The sequence below is a fragment of the Marisediminitalea alba genome, assembly GCF_002993365.1.
Taxonomy (GTDB): Bacteria; Pseudomonadota; Gammaproteobacteria; order Enterobacterales; family Alteromonadaceae; genus Alteromonas; species Alteromonas alba.
On the sequence record NZ_PVNP01000198.1, the window covers coordinates 87487 to 106928 of the forward strand.

Annotated in this window: 22 protein-coding genes; 14 read left to right on the forward strand and 8 right to left on the reverse strand. The window is 50.3% G+C overall.

Annotation, left to right across the window (positions count from 1 at the left end):
• Positions 1–65: 65 nt before the first annotated feature.
• Entirely contained in the window at positions 66–611 is a 546-nt protein-coding gene (gene orn / locus C6Y40_RS20115) for an oligoribonuclease (RefSeq protein ID WP_105936187.1), read from the reverse strand.
• A gap of 88 nt (positions 612–699) precedes the next feature.
• Between orn and rsgA the strand changes: the two genes are divergently transcribed.
• The 4 genes from rsgA (at position 700) to C6Y40_RS20135 (ending at position 4303) form a co-directional block, all read left to right on the forward strand.
• Positions 700–1746, forward strand: a complete 1047-nt coding sequence (gene rsgA, locus C6Y40_RS20120; RefSeq protein ID WP_105936188.1) for a small ribosomal subunit biogenesis GTPase RsgA — start codon at positions 700–702, stop codon at positions 1744–1746.
• 105 nt (positions 1747–1851) lie between these two features.
• Positions 1852–2718: an archaetidylserine decarboxylase gene (gene asd / locus C6Y40_RS20125; RefSeq protein WP_105936189.1), complete on the forward strand. Its 867-nt coding sequence runs from the start codon at positions 1852–1854 to the stop codon at positions 2716–2718.
• Positions 2718–3593 (forward strand): DMT family transporter, encoded by an 876-nt coding sequence (locus C6Y40_RS20130; RefSeq protein WP_105936190.1) that lies wholly within the window; start codon positions 2718–2720, stop codon positions 3591–3593. Before asd ends, C6Y40_RS20130 begins: the two co-directional genes overlap by 1 nt.
• 5 nt (positions 3594–3598) lie before the next feature.
• Complete coding sequence (locus C6Y40_RS20135; protein WP_105936191.1) at positions 3599–4303, forward strand: glycerophosphodiester phosphodiesterase; 705 nt, start codon at positions 3599–3601, stop codon at positions 4301–4303.
• Here the strand turns inward: C6Y40_RS20135 and C6Y40_RS20140 are convergent.
• The 4 genes from C6Y40_RS20140 to gpmI form a co-directional block, all read right to left on the reverse strand.
• A complete protein-coding gene (locus tag C6Y40_RS20140; RefSeq protein WP_105936192.1) occupies positions 4300–4716 on the reverse strand; it encodes a MerC domain-containing protein in 417 nt (138 codons plus the stop codon). The genes C6Y40_RS20135 and C6Y40_RS20140 overlap by 4 nt on opposite strands.
• Positions 4717–4857: 141 nt before the next feature.
• Positions 4858–5676, reverse strand: coding sequence for a divergent polysaccharide deacetylase family protein (locus C6Y40_RS20145; protein WP_105936193.1), 819 nt, complete (start codon positions 5674–5676; stop codon positions 4858–4860).
• A 125-nt stretch (positions 5677–5801) separates the two neighbouring features.
• Entirely contained in the window at positions 5802–6959 is a 1158-nt protein-coding gene (locus tag C6Y40_RS20150; RefSeq protein WP_105936194.1) for a murein hydrolase activator EnvC family protein, read from the reverse strand.
• Positions 6960–6967: 8 nt separating this feature from the next.
• Positions 6968–8503: a 2,3-bisphosphoglycerate-independent phosphoglycerate mutase gene (gpmI, locus tag C6Y40_RS20155; protein WP_105936195.1), complete on the reverse strand. Its 1536-nt coding sequence runs from the start codon at positions 8501–8503 to the stop codon at positions 6968–6970.
• 345 nt (positions 8504–8848) lie between these two features.
• On the opposite strand from gpmI, the gene C6Y40_RS20160 reads away from it, so the two are divergent.
• Genes C6Y40_RS20160 through gpsA form a run of 4 tightly spaced genes read left to right on the forward strand, consistent with a single transcriptional unit; the run spans position 8849 to position 11107 of the window.
• Positions 8849–9274, forward strand: a complete 426-nt coding sequence (locus tag C6Y40_RS20160) for a rhodanese-like domain-containing protein (protein WP_105936196.1) — start codon at positions 8849–8851, stop codon at positions 9272–9274.
• Positions 9275–9294: 20 nt separating this feature from the next.
• Positions 9295–9552: a glutaredoxin 3 gene (gene grxC / locus C6Y40_RS20165; protein ID WP_105936197.1), complete on the forward strand. Its 258-nt coding sequence runs from the start codon at positions 9295–9297 to the stop codon at positions 9550–9552.
• A 39-nt stretch (positions 9553–9591) separates the two neighbouring features.
• The gene (gene secB / locus C6Y40_RS20170; protein ID WP_105936198.1) at positions 9592–10098 is read left to right on the forward strand and encodes a protein-export chaperone SecB; all 507 of its coding nucleotides are present in this window, start codon (positions 9592–9594) and stop codon (positions 10096–10098) included.
• Positions 10099–10105: 7 nt separating this feature from the next.
• Positions 10106–11107, forward strand: a complete 1002-nt coding sequence (gene gpsA / locus C6Y40_RS20175; protein WP_105936199.1) for an NAD(P)H-dependent glycerol-3-phosphate dehydrogenase — start codon at positions 10106–10108, stop codon at positions 11105–11107.
• Between the two features lie 101 nt (positions 11108–11208).
• Here the strand turns inward: gpsA and trmL are convergent, their stop codons facing one another.
• Together trmL and C6Y40_RS20185 are read right to left on the reverse strand one after the other, a co-directional pair.
• Complete coding sequence (gene trmL / locus C6Y40_RS20180) at positions 11209–11673, reverse strand: tRNA (uridine(34)/cytosine(34)/5-carboxymethylaminomethyluridine(34)-2'-O)-methyltransferase TrmL (protein ID WP_105936200.1); 465 nt, start codon at positions 11671–11673, stop codon at positions 11209–11211.
• A 55-nt stretch (positions 11674–11728) separates the two neighbouring features.
• The gene (locus tag C6Y40_RS20185; protein WP_105936201.1) at positions 11729–12709 is read right to left on the reverse strand and encodes an alpha/beta fold hydrolase; all 981 of its coding nucleotides are present in this window, start codon (positions 12707–12709) and stop codon (positions 11729–11731) included.
• A gap of 122 nt (positions 12710–12831) precedes the next feature.
• Here C6Y40_RS20185 and C6Y40_RS20190 point away from each other — a divergent pair, with 122 nt between their 5' ends.
• The gene (locus C6Y40_RS20190) at positions 12832–13206 is read left to right on the forward strand and encodes an energy transducer TonB (RefSeq protein WP_240622035.1); all 375 of its coding nucleotides are present in this window, start codon (positions 12832–12834) and stop codon (positions 13204–13206) included.
• 10 nt (positions 13207–13216) lie between these two features.
• Here C6Y40_RS20190 and C6Y40_RS20195 read toward each other — a convergent pair whose 3' ends face one another.
• Positions 13217–13633, reverse strand: a complete 417-nt coding sequence (locus C6Y40_RS20195) for a methylglyoxal synthase (RefSeq protein ID WP_105936202.1) — start codon at positions 13631–13633, stop codon at positions 13217–13219.
• 484 nt (positions 13634–14117) lie between these two features.
• Between C6Y40_RS20195 and argC the strand changes: the two genes are divergently transcribed.
• Genes argC through argH form a run of 5 tightly spaced genes read left to right on the forward strand, consistent with a single transcriptional unit; the run spans position 14118 to position 19442 of the window.
• Positions 14118–15137: an N-acetyl-gamma-glutamyl-phosphate reductase gene (gene argC, locus C6Y40_RS20200; RefSeq protein WP_105936203.1), complete on the forward strand. Its 1020-nt coding sequence runs from the start codon at positions 14118–14120 to the stop codon at positions 15135–15137.
• The gene (argB, locus tag C6Y40_RS20205) at positions 15130–15921 is read left to right on the forward strand and encodes an acetylglutamate kinase (RefSeq protein ID WP_105936204.1); all 792 of its coding nucleotides are present in this window, start codon (positions 15130–15132) and stop codon (positions 15919–15921) included. The genes argC and argB overlap by 8 nt, the downstream gene beginning before the upstream one ends.
• A 1-nt stretch (position 15922) precedes the next feature.
• The gene (locus C6Y40_RS20210) at positions 15923–16834 is read left to right on the forward strand and encodes an ornithine carbamoyltransferase (RefSeq protein WP_105936205.1); all 912 of its coding nucleotides are present in this window, start codon (positions 15923–15925) and stop codon (positions 16832–16834) included.
• 14 nt (positions 16835–16848) lie between these two features.
• The gene (locus C6Y40_RS20215) at positions 16849–18057 is read left to right on the forward strand and encodes an argininosuccinate synthase (protein WP_105936206.1); all 1209 of its coding nucleotides are present in this window, start codon (positions 16849–16851) and stop codon (positions 18055–18057) included.
• Positions 18058–18059: 2 nt separating this feature from the next.
• Positions 18060–19442 (forward strand): argininosuccinate lyase, encoded by a 1383-nt coding sequence (gene argH / locus C6Y40_RS20220; RefSeq protein WP_105936207.1) that lies wholly within the window; start codon positions 18060–18062, stop codon positions 19440–19442.

Below are 19442 nucleotides of genomic sequence, written 5' to 3' on the forward strand. Positions count from 1 at the left end.
TTTACAAAATTATTTTGCCAGTGCAACACCTATTTTCATTTTTTTGCGTTTTTTTGTCTGAATGCTTAAATACTAAACACTTTCTCACGATAGAACTGCATTTCGGCGATAGATTCACGAATATCATCCAGAGCCTGATGAGTGCCCTGCTTGGTAAATCCATCAAGCGCTTCCGGTTTCCAGCGACGAACCAGCTCTTTAATGGTACTGACATCCACATTGCGATAATGGAAATACGCTTCAAGCTGTGGCATGTATTTCACCATGAAGCGGCGATCCTGACCAATAGTGTTGCCACACAGCGGCGATTTACCTGCGTCGACGTATCGGGCCAAAAAGGCAATGGTTTGCTCAGCAGCAGCATCTTCATCCAACTGACTGTCGCGACAACGCTGAGTGAGTCCACTCTCGCCATGAACCCGGGTACACCACTCGTCCATACCATCAAGAATTTCGTCGCTCTGGTGCACAGCAATCACCGGTCCTTCGGCAATAACGTTTAGCTGGGGGTCCGTCACAATAGTGGCAATTTCCAGTACTTTACAGGTTTCATGGTCCAGACCGGTCATTTCCATATCGATCCACACCAGGTTGTCATTGTTTTTTGCCATTAACCTTGCCTATTTTCTCTCAAGAGGTGACACATAAAGTGCACAAAAGGTATCATGCACAGCCTAAAACGCAAACTTCGAGAACGGCGTGGCCAAGAAACCCAAATTATCCCATCGACAAAAGCGACAGGTAGCGGCAAACCGCCAGAAACGCCTGTCTGGCAAACAGCAATCATCCCCTGATTTATCCGCATTGCTGGCTGGCCGGGTCATTGGTCGTTTTGGTAAACAAGCCGATGTTCAGGACACCGAAGGCAACGTGGTTCGCTGTCATATTCGTCGTACCATCAAATCGGTGGTATGCGGCGACGAGGTGCTGTTCGCCCGTTCTGAAGTCCCCGACGAAAATATAGGCGGGGTTATTGAAATTGTACAGGATCGGCGCACCGTGCTGACCCGCCCGGATTTTTATGATGGCGTGAAACCCATTGCTGCCAATATCGACCAGATTATTGTAGTGTCGTCGGTAAAGCCGGAATTGTCGCTGAACATAATCGACCGTTACCTGGTCGCCTGTGAAGATACCGACATTAAGCCCTTGCTGGTGCTTAACAAAGTAGAGCTGTTAAGTGACGATGAACGTGAAACCGTCAGTGCGTCTCTGGCCATCTATCAGGAGCTGGGCTACGAATTATTGTTGACCAGTTGTAAAAGTGGCGAAGGCATTGCTGAGCTGCATGAACGTTTACGTGATAAAACCAGTGTGTTTGTGGGTCAGTCCGGAGTGGGTAAATCGAGTATTATCAATCAGGTACTGCCCGATGCCGACGAATTAGTGGGTGAGATTTCCGAAAACTCAGGTTTAGGGACACACACGACTACCGCAGCAAAATTATTATCCATTCCTTCCGGTGGCGAGTTGATCGACTCTCCCGGAGTGCGTGAATTTGCCTTATGGCACCTGCCACAGGAACGCATTACCTGGGGTTTTGTGGAATTTAGAGATTACCTGGGCGGCTGTAAATTCCGCGACTGCAAACACCTCAACGATCCGGGCTGTATCATTCGTCAGGCCGTAGAAGAAGGTAAAATCAATCAGCAGCGCTATGATAATTACCACCGGATTATCGCCGCCATGGCTGAGCAACGCCCGGCATATGCGAACCGTCTTATATCAAACCCTGATGAACCATAACCTTATGTTGGTATGTTTCCCCGCAAAATCGGCTACAATAGGCACCATTAGGCGCAAATAGCCCTCAAGCCTGTGCCAGACAACATGTAATTAGGAGCATTCACTTTGTTGAATTGGTTTAAAGTCAACCTGCAGTATGTACTGCCTAAACACCTTATATCCCGATTAGTGGGTAAACTGGCTGCCGCTGAGGCAGGCGCCCTGACCACCTGGCTAATCAAGCTGTTTATTAAACAGTTTAAGGTCAACATGGACGAGGCTATGTATTCTCAGCCCGAGGACTACCGTACCTTTAATGCTTTTTTTACCCGTCCGTTAAAGCCCGGTGTGCGCCCTATTGAAGAAAATGAGGACGTGCTGTGTCATTCCGTAGACGGCACCGTCAGCCAGTTTGGTGATATTGTTGGCGAAGATCTTATCCAGGCCAAAGGTCACAAGTATACCTTATCGGCCTTACTGGGCGGTAACCCGGAGCTCGCCCAGCCATTTAAAGGCGGTAAGTTTGCCACCATCTATCTGTCCCCCAAGGACTACCACCGCATTCATATGCCCATTGAGGGCAAGCTCACCGACATGGTGTATGTGCCCGGCGAACTGTTTTCAGTGAATCCACTGACGGCAGAAAATGTACCGGGCTTGTTTGCCCGCAACGAACGGGTAGTCACCATTTATGATACGCCGGTGGGCAAAATGGCCATTGTACTGGTGGGTGCAACGATTGTTGCCAGTATCGATACAGTATGGGCCGGCACTGTTACTCCGCCAACCGGTAAGCATGTTACTCACTGGCACTACGAAGGCGACGAAGGGGTATCCCTGGCGAAAGGCGAAGAGCTTGGTCAGTTTAAGCTTGGGTCAACAATCGTGGTGTGTTTTGAGCCGGATAAGGTCGACTTTGCCGACCTGGCGCTCGAGCAGGTTACCCGATTAGGCCAGCCTTTTGCGACCAAAACAGCCCCTGCCGCTGATTAATGGATCCCGTTAAAAAGAGTCTTGTTACCCTTCATCTTGCGGTAGTGCTTTTAGGCGGTACCGGGCTCTTTTCCAAGATCATCCCGCTAAACGCCATCGACATTACGTTGGGGCGAAGTTTGTTTGCCTGTCTGGCCTTGTGCTTATTCGTCAGGGCTGGCAGAGATCACCTGCGTCTTGAGCGTCGCCTCGATTATTTTATTGCCATTGGGCTGGGCGTGCTGATGGCAGCTCACTGGGCCACCTATTTTGCTTCCATGCAGTACGCTGGTGTCTCGGTGGGGATGATTGCCATGTTCACTTTTCCGGTGATTACCGTATTACTTGAGCCGCTGTTTGAGAAAACCCGACTGGCCTGGCAGGACATGCTCAGTGCTCTGGTGGTTGTTATAGGCATAGTATTAATTGTACCTGAGGTTTCGCTGGATAACGACATAACACTCGGGGTTGGGCTGGGTGTTATATCGGCGGTCCTTTACGCAGTACGTAACCTGTCCTTAAGAAAGTACTTTTCTCACTACAGTGGTGCCCGTTCTATGGCCTGGCAAACACTGATTATCGTGTTATGCCTGCTACCGTTCAGTGACTTACCAAACACTCAGCAGGATACCAGCGTATGGTTGTTGCTGCTGGCGCTGGGTACCGCATTTACCGCGCTGCCTCATGCATTGGTGGCTAATAGTCTGGCTCACCTGCGTGCTAAAACCTTCTCCTTAATCGCCTGTATGCAGCCTTTTTATGGCGTCATCTTTGCCATTATCCTGCTTAACGAGTCGCCGGGATGGCAGACCCTGTTAGGCGGAATTTTAGTGACCTCAGCGTCAATATATGAAACAGTAAACACCCATAAATCAGCATCTGCCACCAATGAGTAATCGTTATGTGGATCTTAGGTCATCGCGGCGCCAGCGCTGCAGCACCTGAAAATACGCTGGCCGCGTTTTCACTGGCCATGACGCAACAGGCAACGGGCATCGAACTTGATGTTTATCAGGTCGAAGATGAAATTGTTATTATTCATGACCGCTGGTTAAACCGCACCACCAACGGCAAGGGCATGGTCACCAGCCATCCGCTTTCATACCTACGTAGTCTGGACGCCGGTAATGGTGAAGTTATCCCCTATCTGGCAGAGGTGTTCGAAATTCTGCCCGCAGAGGCCGTGCTCAATGTGGAAATTAAACACCTGAGTAATGTGGATAGCTGGCTGGAAAAAATTCATCAGGGCCTGACTCAGAGCGGTTTCCCGGCTGAAAACCTAATTATCTCATCATTTAATCACCGCTGGATCCGTCAGATTAAAGCCGCCTGGCCGCAGGTGCACATTGGTGCACTGACCGCTACCTACCCCGAGAATGGTCTGGGTTTCGCCCACGATCTGGATGCCTTTTCGCTACATATGGCCTTGGATGTAGTGGATGAATTCTATGTGAGAGAAGCCCGCCAGGCAGGTTTAAAAGTACTGGTGTATACCGTAGATTATCCGGAAGATATGCTGATGCTGAAAACCTGGGGCGTTGATGGGATTTTTACCAACGTGCCGGACTTAGCCCGACAGGTGCTTAGCCCCAGGGAAGAATCTTAGCGGTGATCACTAGCCAGATGCTGAGAAACCACCTTACCTTTACAACAACGGCATTTACGGCATAAGCGTAAGTTGAGCCAGTGGCCCAGAATAATCAGGCCGGCACCAAAGGCAATGGTAAAGGGCTCGCCGGACTCCCCAAACATGTCTTTAAACCAGTAAATTCCCCCTCCACTTAGCAATAGCAGCAGCGGATAGTATTTACCATGGTACCGCACAGCACCGCTGATAAGGGCAACGCTACCGATAAGAATGGATAAGCTTAAAATGGTCCGTTCAAACCAGGTTTGGCCAAACATACTGGAAGCCAGCAATGGCAGCAGCGGGATCGCAAGACAATGCAAAGCACACAGGCTCGAAATCCAGATCCCAAGCCGGTCTAAAAATGTTGGATTGTCGATGGGTGATTGCATAACTACCTTACCTTCAGCTGATGTTATAATATAACATCCCTGAGTTTTTTCAAGATCCCATCAACGATCTTCATGGAAATAGCGGCAAAATACGACGAATGACATGGGGTGATAGCTTAAAACCTTTCCGGCAGGGATTGCTTAGTTAGGCGCGGCAACACTTACCTGAGTGCTACTGACATATTCACGTTGCGGTGCATCAGGTTTATCAAAGTAGTCGTGCATCGATTTCAGCGCATAGCGTTGTGCCGGAAGATCAGCCAGTTTATTCTGCAGAAACTCGATAGTACCCGGGTGGGGATGAGCAATGATAATCACTTTCGGGTGCTTACGGGTTAGCGCTATCGCCCGCTGCCACTGTTCATTCATAAAGGCTTCGGTTTGTTCATGGTCCAAAAAAACGTGACGTCTGGCATTGGGGATCTGTTTTTCACGGGCCACCTGTTGGGCCACGGTGAAACGGGTAGTGCGACTATCAACAAAAAATAACCCGGTATGTTTAATGACGTTCATCAGTGGTTGTAGTGCCTGGCCCGAGGCAGTGAGCACACTGCCCATGTGATTGTTAACGCCAATAGCATAAGGTACTGAGGCAAGAGCAGCCTCGAAGGTCGCGGTCATTTCGCTGGCATACATCGAAGAGGTGATGGCCCCAGGTCCCAGCGGCTTGTCGGATCGCGCTTCCATTGGCAGATGCAGCATCACATCACGGGACTGGGCATGGGCACGTTCGGCAAAGGCCTGGCCCTGCGGTGTATGAGGCAAAATGGAAAAAGTCACTGATTCAGGCAATGCAAATGCTAGTTCGTCGGTGGCACGATAACCCATATCATCAATAATGATATAAAGCTCTGCAGGTGCCTGGGATGGCTGATGCGCGGTTGTTCGGCTGGCAGCCGATGTTGTTTGGCTAACCAGCATCCCCCACACAATAACGCAATAAATACCGAGCTGTTTCAAGAGCGCACTTAAACCTGACTATTTGTAATTGTTATGGCCGCTAGCATACCAGCCGGGTTCACAATTACCAATATCAACCACCTTATTTGCATCCATACCAGTCTGGCTGAGGCGATACGAAAAGGCTAAATATCCAGCCACTGTAATGGGTTAAGTGCTTTGCCCTTATGGCGTATCTCAAAATACAAATTCGGTGACGACTGACCGCCACTTTGACCCAGTAATGCTACGGTCTCGCCTTTAGCCACCGCATCACCAGCCGAGCGAAGCAGTGCCTGATTGTGTCCGTAAACCGACATATAACCGTCACCGTGTTCTATGATAGTGACCAGACCGAAGCCTCTCAGCCAGTCAGAATAGATTACGCGGCCATGAGCGATGGCTTTTACCGCGCTGCCTTCACGGCCATCTATCATGATCCCTTTCCACCGCACCTGACCCTGACGACGCTTACCAAATAAACGCCGCAGTGTACCGCTGGCAGGTTTTAACAACTTGCCCTTTTCTCCTGATAGGCCGGTTAATTCCTGCGGCACCTGACTGGCCCGCTGAGCACGTTCGATAGCTTCTAGCAATGCCTGCTCCGCTTCTCTTAACTGCGCAATCCGGCTTTCTTCGCTGGCAATTTTACTACGCAGCTTTACCAATGTTTGCTGGCGATCCTGTTGACGAGCTACCAGTTCATTTTGCTGACGCTCCTGATCGCTCAGCAACGCGCTTAATTCCTGAGCCTTGACCTGCAACTGGGTATTAACCTGTTCCAGCTCAGTGACGCTCGCCTTAAACTGAGTGATTTCTTTCTGTCGGGCTTCATTAAGGTATTTGTAGTAAGTCAGTACGCGTTCAAAGCGTGCTGCATCCTCCTGGTAAAACACCATTTTGGCATAGTCGTAGTTACCGGAGATAAAAGCTGTTCTTAACTGACCACCAAGCAGTTCCTGCTGCTGAGCAATGGCTTGCTCGAGCTCATCACGCCGGCTTTTAAGGGCTTCCTGCTGGTCGCGGTTTTCGGCCAACGCGGTTTTGGTGTTATTGAGTCGCCGGGCCACTGCACCGATATCTTTTTCTGATTGTTCCAGTACTGATTGCAGTTCCCTGGCATCGGCTTTACTACCCTGTAATGCCTGTTGCCGGGCTTTTAATTCTTGCTGTAGCTCCGCCAGCTCCTGTTCGGCGTCATCACTTTGTGCTAAGGCAAAACCAGCAGGCGATAGCCCATACAACAATGCCACCAGCACAAGGCTGGTGGCACAGTTCTTCAGCAACGCGACTACGGGCTGCATATCTCTATTTAAGATTTTAAAGTCATAATGGTTTTGCCGGTCATTTCTTCTGGTTGCTCCACACCCATCAGATGCAACATGGTAGGCGCTACATCGCTGAGTGTGCCGCCTTTACGAGGCTCAGCACTACGACCAAAGTAAATAAACGGTACAGGCTCACTGGTGTGAGCAGTGTGGGCCTGGCCAGACTCGTTATCTACCATTTGTTCTGCGTTACCGTGGTCAGCAGTGATCAGACACTCGCCGCCGGTTTTCTTCAGTGCCTTAACTACACGCCCAATGGATTTATCGACCGCTTCACAGGCTTTAACCGCCGCATCGAAATCGCCGGTATGGCCCACCATATCGCCATTCGGATAGTTACAGATGATCACGTCAAACTTGCCGGATTCGATCGCTCCAACCAGTTCGTCGGTGAGTTTTTCTGAATTCATTTCCGGCTGCAGATCATAAGTAGCTACATCGGGTGATGGAATAAGAATACGCTCTTCGCCGTTGAATTCTTTTTCTACACCGCCAGAAAAGAAAAAAGTAACGTGGGCGTACTTTTCTGTTTCTGAAATGCGCAGTTGCGTTTTACCCTGCTTCTCCAACCACTCGCCGAGCACGTTAACCAGTTTTTCGGATGGGAAGGCTACCGGTGCATCGAAGTCAGCCGAGTACTCGGTTAGCATCACAAATGCCGACAGCTCTGGCTTTACTGCCAGCTCAAAACCATCAAAACTCTTATCAACGAACACCTGGGTTAACTGACGTGCACGGTCGGCACGGAAGTTCATAAAAACAATGGCGTCACCATCTTCTACACTCACGCTGTCGCCAATAACAGTAGGTGGCACAAACTCATCGTTTTTGCCTGCCTCATAAGAGGCTTTTAACCCGGCGACCGCCGATTCTGCCGTCGCTTCGCCTTTGCCCTGAGTGATCAGGTCGTAAGCTTTCTGCACCCGATCCCAGCGCTTGTCACGGTCCATGGCAAAATAGCGACCAATGATAGTGGCCGTTTTACCACAGCCTATCTCAGCAAATACCTCATCGGCTTTTTCCAAAGACGCTTCAGCGCTTTGTGGAGGTGTATCACGGCCATCCAGAAAAGCGTGTAAGTAAACTTTTTTCGCACCGCGGTGAGCAGCCATTTTCAGCGCTGCAAAAATATGGTCTTCGTGACTGTGAACACCACCTGGTGAAAGCAGACCCATAATATGTACCGCTTTATCTTTACTTACCGCGTCGTCAATGGCTTTTACCAGTGCCGGATTGTGCTCAAACTCGCCGTCTGCAATGGATTTGGTTACTTTGGTAAAGTCCTGATACACCACGCGGCCTGCGCCGAGGTTAACATGACCTACTTCAGAGTTACCCATTTGACCCTCGGGTAAACCCACATCCAGCCCGGAACCGCTGATTAACGTGTTTGGGTACTCTTTGGTTAAAGCATCCAGATTTGGCGTGTTCGCGGCCAGGATGGCATTTTGATCTGCATCCTCACGATATCCCCAGCCATCGAGTACGATTAGTGCCAGTGTCTTCTTGGATTGCGTCATGGGTTCTCCTGTAAAATTTCGTTGCCCTTATCAGGCGATGCTGTTCGGGTTAGTTATCCGCTTGCCCGGCTTATTATTAGGTACCGATATTGTCAGGCTTTGGATTGTTCCGTAGGGCGAGGCATACATTTATATTACCAAACCCTAGAGGGGATTGAAGAGCAGATGTTGAAAAATACCTCAATCAGTTTAATTGAGAATGTGAATTAACCAACCGAAGTACAGTAATTTAGCGCGCTTAGCGTTGTATTAACTGGGCTTCCTCCGCGCAAAGCTGGTTTCTGTTGTTTTTTTCTATATACTTTGCACTCTTTTTTTAACAAACCGATGCATTGGGAAGACGTAATGGATCAACTCATCGAATTTGCCAGCAATAACATTATACTGGCGGGTATCTGGCTGGCGCTGGTTATTATGCTGATTTACAGCTATGTCAGCGGTCTGATTTCCTCTGTCAAAGAAGTCAGTGTGCACGAAATGACATTGCTGATTAACCGTGAAGATGCAGTGGTTCTTGACACCCGCCCTGCCAACGACTTTAAGGCAGGTCATATCACCGGTGCCCGGCAGATCAAGCCGGAAGAGGTTCGTGAAAAGAACTTCAGCAAGCTTGAAAAATACAAAGACACGCCCATTATTGTTGTTTGTGCCATGGGTAACAGCGCACGCGGCGTAGCTGCTGCAATGACAAAAGACGGTTTCAGTAAAGTAAATGTACTGAAAGGCGGCATGAACGCCTGGTCTCAGGCCGGCTTACCCGTTGCTAAATAATCAACCAAAAGGCCGCTATTGTGAGTAAAGTTGAAATCTACACCAAAGCTTATTGCCCCTTTTGCACCCGGGCAAAAGCCCTGCTCCAGCAAAAAGGTGTTGAATACACTGAGTATGCCATCGATGCCGAGCCTGCCTTGCGCGATGTTATGATTGAGCGCGCAAATGGCGGTTATACAGTGCCGCAAATATTCATTAACGACCAGCACATTGGTGGTTGTGATGATATGTTTGCGCTGGAAAGACAGCAAGAACTCGATCCACTGCTGGCCAGCTAATTATTCTTATAAAATTTAAAATTACACTTAGGTAAAAACATGTCTGAAGAAAACCAAAGCAATCAAGAAAACGCCGCTGCCGGCCAGGGTCAAGCGCCACAATTCAACATCCAGCGTATCTACACAAAAGACATCTCTTTTGAGTCACCAAACGCACCAGGCATCTTCACTAAAGAGTGGAAACCAGAAATCAAACTGGACATCGATACCTCTACTGACAAACTGGATGGTAACCTGTTCGAAGTTGTTCTGTCGGTTACCGTTACAGCCACCATGGGCGAAGAAACTGCATTCCTGTGTGAAGTAGAGCAAGCCGGTATTTTCATGATTGGTGACATGCCAGAACAAAACAAAGCGCACATGCTGGGTTCTTTCTGTCCGAACACGCTGTTCCCATATGCTCGTGAAACTATTTCTAACCTGGTTAATCGCGGTACCTTCCCGCCGTTAAACCTGGCGCCGGTAAACTTTGACGCGATCTTTGCTGCATACATGCAAAAACGTGCTCAGGAAGCTCAGGCATCTCAGCAACAACTGGACGCCTAAGACGCCCATGAATGATGCGTCGGTTACCGTTCTTGGAGCAGGCTCCTATGGCACTGCTCTGGCTATCTGTTTAGCCCGTAACAATACACCCACCGTACTGTGGGGCAGAGACGCCAAACAGTTATCTGTTATGGCTGACAGCCGCCAGAACGAACGGTATCTGCCCGGCGCCTCCTTTCCCGATGCGCTCTCGGTTGAGAGCGATTTAGCCTCTGCTGTTGCGCACAGTCGCGATATTCTGGTGGTGGTACCAAGCCATGCCTTTAAAGGCATGCTTGAGCAATTAGCGCCGTTACTGCACGACTCTCAGCGAATTGTGTGGGCCACCAAAGGCCTAGAGCCGGGCAGCGGTCGTCTGCTCAAAGAAGTTGCTTTGGAAGTGCTGGGTGATAAATACCCGCTGGCAGTGTTATCAGGGCCGACTTTCGCCAAAGAAATGGCGGCGGGCTTGCCCACGGCTATCTCCCTGTCTTCCACGGATGATAAGTTTATCGACGCCATGGCAGCCAAACTGCATTGCGCCCGTTCATTTCGGGTTTACAAAAACCCCGACTTTACCGGTGTGCAACTTGGCGGCGCGGTTAAGAACGTAATTGCCATTGGTGCCGGGCTGGCCGATGGGCTGGGTTTTGGTGCCAATGCCCGTACTGCGTTAATTACCCGCGGACTGGCTGAACTGACCCGTTTGGGCGTTCAGGCCGGCGCGCAGCCAGAAACCTTTATGGGTATGGCCGGGTTAGGCGATCTGGTGCTTACCTGTACTGACAACCAGTCCCGTAATCGCCGCTTCGGCCTTGCTTTGGGTAAAGGCACATCGGTGGACAACGCCATGGAAGAAATCGGTCAGGTAGTAGAAGGCTACCGCAACACCGAAGAAGTGGTTATCCTGGCTCGTAAGCTGGGCGTGGAAATGCCCATTTGCGAACAGATTTATGCCGTGCTTTACGAGGGCAAATCGCCTAAAGACGCCGCCCTGGCCTTACTGGGCAGAGAACTTAAGTCTGAATAACAAGCCTTAGCTTGTTATTCATGCAGGAATTGCAAAGCAATATCCGGTATCCCTTTAAATTATCTGATGAACTAAACAAGCCTTAGCTTGTTATTCACATGTTAGCGCGCGCCGTCGTAGCCAAACTGGCGCCAGGACTCATACACAAATACCGATACCGCATTCGACAGGTTCATGCTGCGACTGTCTGGCAGCATAGGAATGCGCACCCGTTGCCCGGGCGGTAACGAGTCGATGATGTCATCGGGTAATCCGCGGGTTTCCGGCCCGAACAATAACGCGTCACCCTTTTTGTATTGCACATCAGAGTGAAACGCTTTGCCTTTGGTGGTACATGCAAATACCCGTGCTGGCTGACGCTCTTCAAGAAAACGCTCGAAACTGGCATAGCGCTTAACTTCTGCAAACTCGTGATAATCCAGCCCTGCCCGACGCACCCGTTTATCATCCCAGTCAAAACCCAACGGCTCGATAAGATGCAGTGCATAACCGGTATTGGCACACAGGCGAATAATGTTACCGGTGTTAGGTGGAATTTCTGGCTGGTATAACACGATGTCTAACATGCTGGTTCACTCTTTTCTAAGTCGGGCGGCATTATGAGAGGTTTCGTGTAGCCGGTCAAAATTCGCGGCTAAAGAAATCGAATATACACTTCATCACCGGTTGGCGAATGGTGTCTGTCTCAATCAGAAGTTCATGGCGGGCACCCTCTACCAGAATATATTCGGCATCCGGCATGTTCGCTACTACCCTTTGCTGGCGCTTATTGTCGACCACGGTATCTTCGCCGGCTCCGAACACCAGGGCAGGCAATGTAATTTGCTGCGCATGTTGTTCCACCTTCCACATGGCGGCACTGGCCGCGGCAAGCCATTGCGGTGTTACTCCGCCTAGCTGAATCTCGGGCTGTTCAGCGTACAGGTTTCTGAATAACTGATAACGTATCTCACTACTGGTAAGCCGGTTAACCATAAAATCATCGGCATGATAATCGCGCTGACCAAAGAAATAGCCCGAACTTCCCGGCAGCAGCCAGTTAGCACAGCGGTTAACTCCGATTAAAACTTTAGCCAGCCATTCGGGTAAAGCCGGACGAATCCCAAACATGGGCGAACCAAATACTACCCGGTTAAACTGGGTGGGTCGTTGCAGGATGGTTAGCGCACCAATAGCTGAGCCCATGGAATGGCAGAGCAGATTTAACGCCCCGCGCTGCTGTGGGGTAACAATCTCATCGATGAAATGGCACATGTCATCCACATAGTGCTGAAAATCGTCGACATATCCCTGATGAGGATTAACCGTCATACGGCCAGACAGCCCCTGTCCCCGGTGATCCAACACAAATACCGCAAAACCATTGCGGTAAAGCTCATAAATCACTTCTTTATATTTAAGCAGTGATTCAATGCGACCAGAGCTGATAAGCACCGATTGCTTAGCTTGCTCAGGAACACAGTAGGCATAACTCACTCTGATATCGGCGTTTCCCTGAAAACTTCCCAGGCGCACATGCTCCTGCCAGAACGGTGCAATGTAATTTGTGAATTGTTGTTCTAACCGGGATTCGGTACACAGGTACCAGTTATGCTCTGTCATAGGATTTACAGGGATGTTGCCAAATGGTGTTCAGCTTGAATTAATCCCCCCCTGATGGCAATGTAATTTTGGTTATAGCGACATTCACGAAAAAGGAAAATCGAAAGAACAAAGCAATCAGGATGCTGGGATTAGGCGCGTTAATGACGTTTTGTAGCACAGCCTGGGCAGCCACCCAACCGCCACGACAAGCCCCCACAATGTCTGCCGATGATATTGAGCTGGCCGAATCCAGTTTAATTGTGCGTATTGACCCCAAATACCCGTCTCAGGCCGCCCGCGACGGCCTGGAAGGCTGGGTTATACTGTCTTACAACATCGATAAGCATGGCAGCGTTTACGATATTGCGGTGCTCGACGCCAGCCCCAAAGGCATCTTCGACCGCGAAGCTCGCAGGGCACTGGCTAAATGGCGCTATAAACCCGCCGTTAAAGGCGGCAAAGCACAGGCTGTACCCGGCGTAATGGTGTTACTGGAGTTTAACCTTAGCGACTAAATGGCGGTGTTTATTTACCGTAATCCGGCACCAAACGGCGATGACCGGGATCACTGAACAATGGCGAAGTGACCACCAGATCGGCGGTAGCCGGGGTACAGGCTACCGGTACATTCCATACTGAACACAATCTCAGCAACGCTTTAACATCCGGGTCGTGAGGCGCCGGGTTAAGCGGATCCCAAAAGAAAAACAGCGCATCGAGCTTATTTTCCGCGATAAGCGCCCCGATTTGCTGATCCCCGCCGAGCGGCCCGCTTTTATAACGATGCACTGACAGTCCTGTTTCATCACTGATTAATTTCCCCGTTGTGCCAGTGGCAACCAGATTAAACGGGGCTAATAACGCCTTGTGGTGTTTGACCCATTGGAGTAATTCGGCTTTTTTGTGGTCGTGGGCGACCAGAGCAACAGTGCGGGCAGTCATGGGATGTCCTGTATTTTGTATGATTTTTTGCGAACTATGGCAAATCCTGCTACATCCGGCAAGATATACAACATAAATTGTTGAAAAACCATAACGGCATTCACTTCCCGTAAATATTTATACAAATTTATTGCATAAATATGCCAAGATTGTATCATTAGCAGCAATTAAGATTCCGCACATTGTTTGTGCCTGACTAAACTATCAGTGTAGCGGAAGAAAATGACAGGATTAGGACATGAATATTAAAACCAACCGGCATCTCCCAGCGGTTGCTTTATCACAGTTTAGCTCTCCCCTGGCTGGCTACACTATGCAGTGCCTGTGGCGACGATGGAGTACATCAACGCCGAAGAAGTAATGCACTAATATGCGTAGCGCACTTTTTACCTTTGTGGTTTTATCGGCCTGCTCACAAGCACCAACACAAAGGTAAAAAGTGTTTTTTTAATTTTGTAACCCATCAATTTCAAACGATCAGATTATGTTTAACGTAGCAGTGATAGGCGCCAGCGGCTATACCGGGGCGCAGTTAGTGAGTTTAATCAGCGGACATTCACACATGACTTTGCAGCATGTATTGGTATCTGAGAACAGTCAGGATGCCGGCAAGACAATTGCCCAGCTGCACGGCAACCTCGCGCACCTGACCCAGCATGTACTTGAGCCGTTAGCCCCGCACCGACTTGCCGAACTGGCAGGCTCAATGGATGCGATATTCCTGGCCACTCCTCACGAAGCCAGCCACGACTGGATGGCAGAGTTATCTGCCGGTAAAGCTAAAGTGTTCGACCTGTCTGGTGCATTTCGCCTTAAAGATACCGAAGTGTTTGCTAAACACTATGGTTTTGCGCACACCTCGCAGGAGTGTCTGGCCGAGGCGGTTTATGGGCTTGCCGAATATAATGCCGATGCCATTAAACAGGCCAGTATTGTGGCGGTTCCAGGATGTTATCCCACCGCTTCTTTGCTGGCGTTAAAACCTTTACACGATGCCGGTCTGCTGGACAACAGCGTACGTCCAATCATCAATGCCGTTTCCGGCGTAAGTGGTGCCGGTCGTAAAGCCAACCTGGGTACCAGTTTCTATGAAGTGAGCCTGCAGGCTTATGGGGTGCTGGGTCATCGTCATACGCCGGAGATCGAACTCCACCTGGGTACGCCCGTGATCTTCACGCCGCACCTGGGTAATTTCAAACGTGGGATCCTGGCCACGGTTACCGTTAAGCTAACAAGTGGTACCAGCCAATCGACACTGGATAATCTGTATAGCGAAGTGTATGGTGACCAGCCTGTTGTGCGTTTGCGCGAAAGTTTCCCTAAAATTGATGATGTTGTGCATACGCCGTATTGCGATCTGCACTGGAAAGTCGACGAGCAATCAGGCTACGCCGTGATTACCAGCGCCATTGATAACGTGATGAAAGGCGCGGCCTCACAGGCCATGCAGTGTGCCAATTTAGCGCTGGGTTTCCCGGCGACCGAGGGATTAATCAATGGCTGACACATCATCGCCAGTAGTTATAAAAGTGGGTGGTGCTCTGCTGGAAAATCCTCAGATTGCCGGCCAGTTATTGGCTGAGATCAAAACACTGCAAAGCCAGCGTCCGGTAATATTAGTCCATGGCGGTGGCCCGCTGGTGGAAACCTTACTGGCCGCTATGCAACTTACCAGTACCAAGATTGACGGTTTACGGGTAACCCCCGATGAACAAATGCCATTTGTTTGTGGCGCACTGGCTGGCAGTGCCAATAAAAGTTTATGCGGCCTGGCTATTGGTGCCGGTATCACACCGGTGGGACTATCTTTGCTGGACGGTGGCATAACCGATTGTAAAGTACTGAATGAAAAGTACGGCGCAGTGGGCGTACCGGCTGCCGGCAAACCAGAGTTGCTTAATCAACTGCTCAGCGCCGGCTTTCTGCCCGTTATAAGCTCGATTGGCAGCAACGCCGAGGGGCGTCTGCTCAATGTCAATGCCGATCAGGCAGCCACTGTAATTGCTGAACTGATGGGCGGCGATCTGTTGCTGCTGTCAAACGTTGACGGCGTACTTGATGGCGACAAACAACTGATACATGAACTCGACCAGCCACGGCTTGATGAAGAAGTGGCTAAGGGCGTGATCAAAGACGGTATGTTGGTTAAAGTGGCAGCAGCAATGCAGGCCGCCACCGAACTGGCTAAGCCGGTAACTATTGCAAACTGGTCAGCGCCGCTGACAGCAATATTGGACAATCAAACCGGAACCCGCGTAATTCCGGCCTCCCAGACATCTGGAGTATAAAATGAAGCAGGATTTATTGACGTTTGCTAACTGGACACCAGAGCAAATGCAGGAGCTATTGTCATTAGCGGTACAAATTAAACAGGCGCCACAAGCTTATTCACAGGCGTTGGCGGGCAAGTCCATTGTTGCCCTGTTTGAAAAACCATCGCTGCGTACGCGCGTCAGCTTCGATATTGGTATTAACCGTTTAGGCGGACACATGGTTTACTTAGACAGTCAGTCCAACAAGCTGGCTGGCCGTGAAGACTCAGTAGACGTGGCCGCTAACCTGGCTTGTTGGGCAGATGCGATTGTTGCCCGGGTATTTTCTCACAGCACGCTGGAAACCTTTGCCGAAGCGGCCAAGGTTCCGGTAATCAATGCGCTGTGCGACAAGTACCATCCTTGTCAGGGCCTGGCCGACTACCTCACCCTGTTCGAAAAATTTGGCAGTTGTGAAGGCCTGACCATGGCTTATGTGGGCGATGGCAACAATGTTACCCATTCGCTGCTTATCGTAGGCGCGCTGCTGGGATGTCATCAGGTAGTTGTGACTCCTGAAGGCCATGAAGCCAGCCCTGAGATGGTTGCTCAGGCCAAAGCTATCGCCGCCAAGACCGGCGTAAAAATCATTGAGTCAAATGACGTTGCGGCAGCCAAAGGCGCCAACGTGATTTACACCGATACCTGGTTATCAATGGGCGATGACACGCCACTTGAAACCATTAAAGACAAATTCATGCCGTACCAGGTTAACGAAGCCCTAATGGAACTGACCGGTGCAACCCACGTGTTGCACTGTCAGCCTGCTCACCGCGACCTGGAAATTACCGGCAGCCTGATGGACAGCGATGCGTCGTTGTTAATGCAGCAGGCTGAAAACCGGATGCACGGCCAAAACGCAATTTTAACCCATTTACTTGGAGCCTAGTCAGGACATTCATTATGCGCAAAATCAATAAAGTTGTGCTTGCCTATTCAGGCGGTTTAGACACATCAGCCATCATTCCCTGGTTAAAAGAAAACTATGACTGTGAAGTAGTTGCTTTCGCAGCCGATGTCGGTCAGGGTGACGAAGAGCTGGAAGGCTTAAAAGAAAAAGCCATCGCCACCGGTGCCAGCGAATGTTACATCGTTGACCTGAAAGAAGAATTCGTTAAAGAATATATCTTCCCAACCATTACCACCGGCGCGGTTTACGAAGGTGAGTACCTGCTGGGTACGTCTATGGCCCGCCCGGTTATCGCCAAAGCGCAGGTAGAAATTGCCCGTAAAGTCGGCGCCGATGCGCTGTGCCACGGCTGTACCGGCAAAGGTAACGACCAGGTTCGTTTTGAAGGTGCATTCAACGCACTGGCCCCTGATTTAGCCGTTATCGCGCCATGGCGCGAGTGGGATATGGTATCCCGTGAAGATCTGCTGGCGTATCTGGCCGAGCGTAATATCAAAACCACCGCATCAGCCACCAAGATTTACAGCCGTGATGCCAACGCCTGGCACATTTCTCACGAAGGCGGCGAGCTGGAAGATCCATGGTGTGAGCCTAGCAAACAGGTCTGGACCATGACCGTTGATCCGGAAGAAGCGCCGGATCAGGCAGAGCGTATCAACCTGAAGTTTAACGAAGGCGCGCTGACTCACGTAAACGGCAAACAAGTTTCACCGTACGAAGGCCTGGTTGAGCTTAACAAGCTGGCAGCCGCCCACGGTGTTGGCCGTATCGATATCGTTGAAAACCGTCTGGTAGGTATGAAGTCGCGTGGTTGTTACGAAACTCCAGGGGGCACAGTACTGCTCAAAGCGTATAAAGCGCTGGAAACCATGGTACTGGACAAAGCTTCACTGAAATACCGTGAACAACTGGCGCTGGAATTCTCTCACGTAATGTATGACGGCCGTTGGTTTACGCCGCTGAGCGATGCCCTGATTGCTGGCGCAGCGTCTTTTGCCAAGTATGTTACCGGTGAAATTGTGGTTAAGCTTTATAAAGGCCAGGCAACGGTTACTCAACGTCAGTCACCAAACAGCCTTTACTCTGAAGACTTCGCTACCTTTGGCGCCGACGACGTATACGACCAGAAGCACGCTGAAGGCTTTATCCGCCTGTTCAGTTTATCAAGCCGTATTGCGGCCTTGAAAAAGCAGGGAGAGTAATCATGGCATTGTGGGGAGGCCGGTTCGCTGCCGGCAGCAGTAACATGTTCCGTCAGGTCAACGACTCATTGCCGTTCGACCAGGCCATGGCCGCGCAGGATATGGAAGGTTCAATCGTATGGTCACGGGCACTGGCAAAAGCCGGCGTGCTGACCAGCGAGGAACAGCAGCAACTCGAAGCTGCACTCAGCGAATTAAAAGCCCAGGCACAAGCCGGTGAAATCGACTTTAACGCCAGTGGCGAAGAAGACATTCACAGCTTTGTTGAAGCAGCCTTAATTGACAAGCTCGGCGACGTGGGGCGTAAGCTGCACACCGGCCGTAGTCGTAACGATCAGGTTGCAACGGATTTCCGCTTGTGGTGCCGTACCCACATTGAGTCATTAAAAGCCGATGTGACTGCAGTGGTTCGCAGCCTGCTGCATACCGCCAGTCGTCACCAGCAAGCGATTATTCCCGGCTATACGCACTTACAGCGCGCCCAGCCGATTCGTTTCCCGCACTGGTGCTTAGCCTATGTGGAAATGTTTAAACGCGACCTGAGCCGATTAAACGATTTACATGAGCGCATGAATCAGTGTCCGCTGGGCTCTGGTGCACTGGCCGGTACCACGTACCCGGTCGACCGTCATGAAATCGCCGACCAGCTTGGTTTTAGTGGCCCCTGCTTAAACAGCCTGGATGCGGTATCAGACCGTGACTTCGTGCTGGAGCTGCTATTTACCGCCAGCACCAGCATGATGCACCTGTCGCGTCTGGCTGAAGATTTAATTTTCTATAACTCTGGCGAAGCCGGTTTTCTGCAACTGGGCGACAGCGTGACCTCTGGTTCATCACTGATGCCACAGAAGAAAAACCCGGATGCGCTGGAGTTACTGCGCGGCAAATGTGGCCGGGTGTTCGGTCACCTGCAAGCGCTGCTGGTTACCATGAAAGGCCTGCCTCTTGCGTATAATAAAGATATGCAGGAAGACAAGGAAGGTGCTTTCGATGCCGTGAATCAATGGCATTGCTGTCTGTGTATTGCTTGTGAGGTGCTCGACAGTCTGGCGCTTAATGAAGAACGTTGCCGAATTGCCGCCGCCCAGGGCTATTCTAATGCCACTGAGCTGGCCGATTACCTGGTAGGTAAAGGCATTCCGTTCAGAACGGCCCATGATATCTCGGGTCAGGTTGTATTACTGGCACTGGAGCAGGATGCACCCATTGAAGATTTATCGCTGGCGCAACTGCAATCATTGTGCAGTGATATTGATGAAGATGTTTACCCTGTTCTCCAACTCGAATATGGCGTGGACAAGCGCAATATTCTGGGCGGAACCAGTGCTGAGACCGTTACCAAGGCACTGTACGAAGAACTGGAAAAACTGGATAAGTTAGGATAA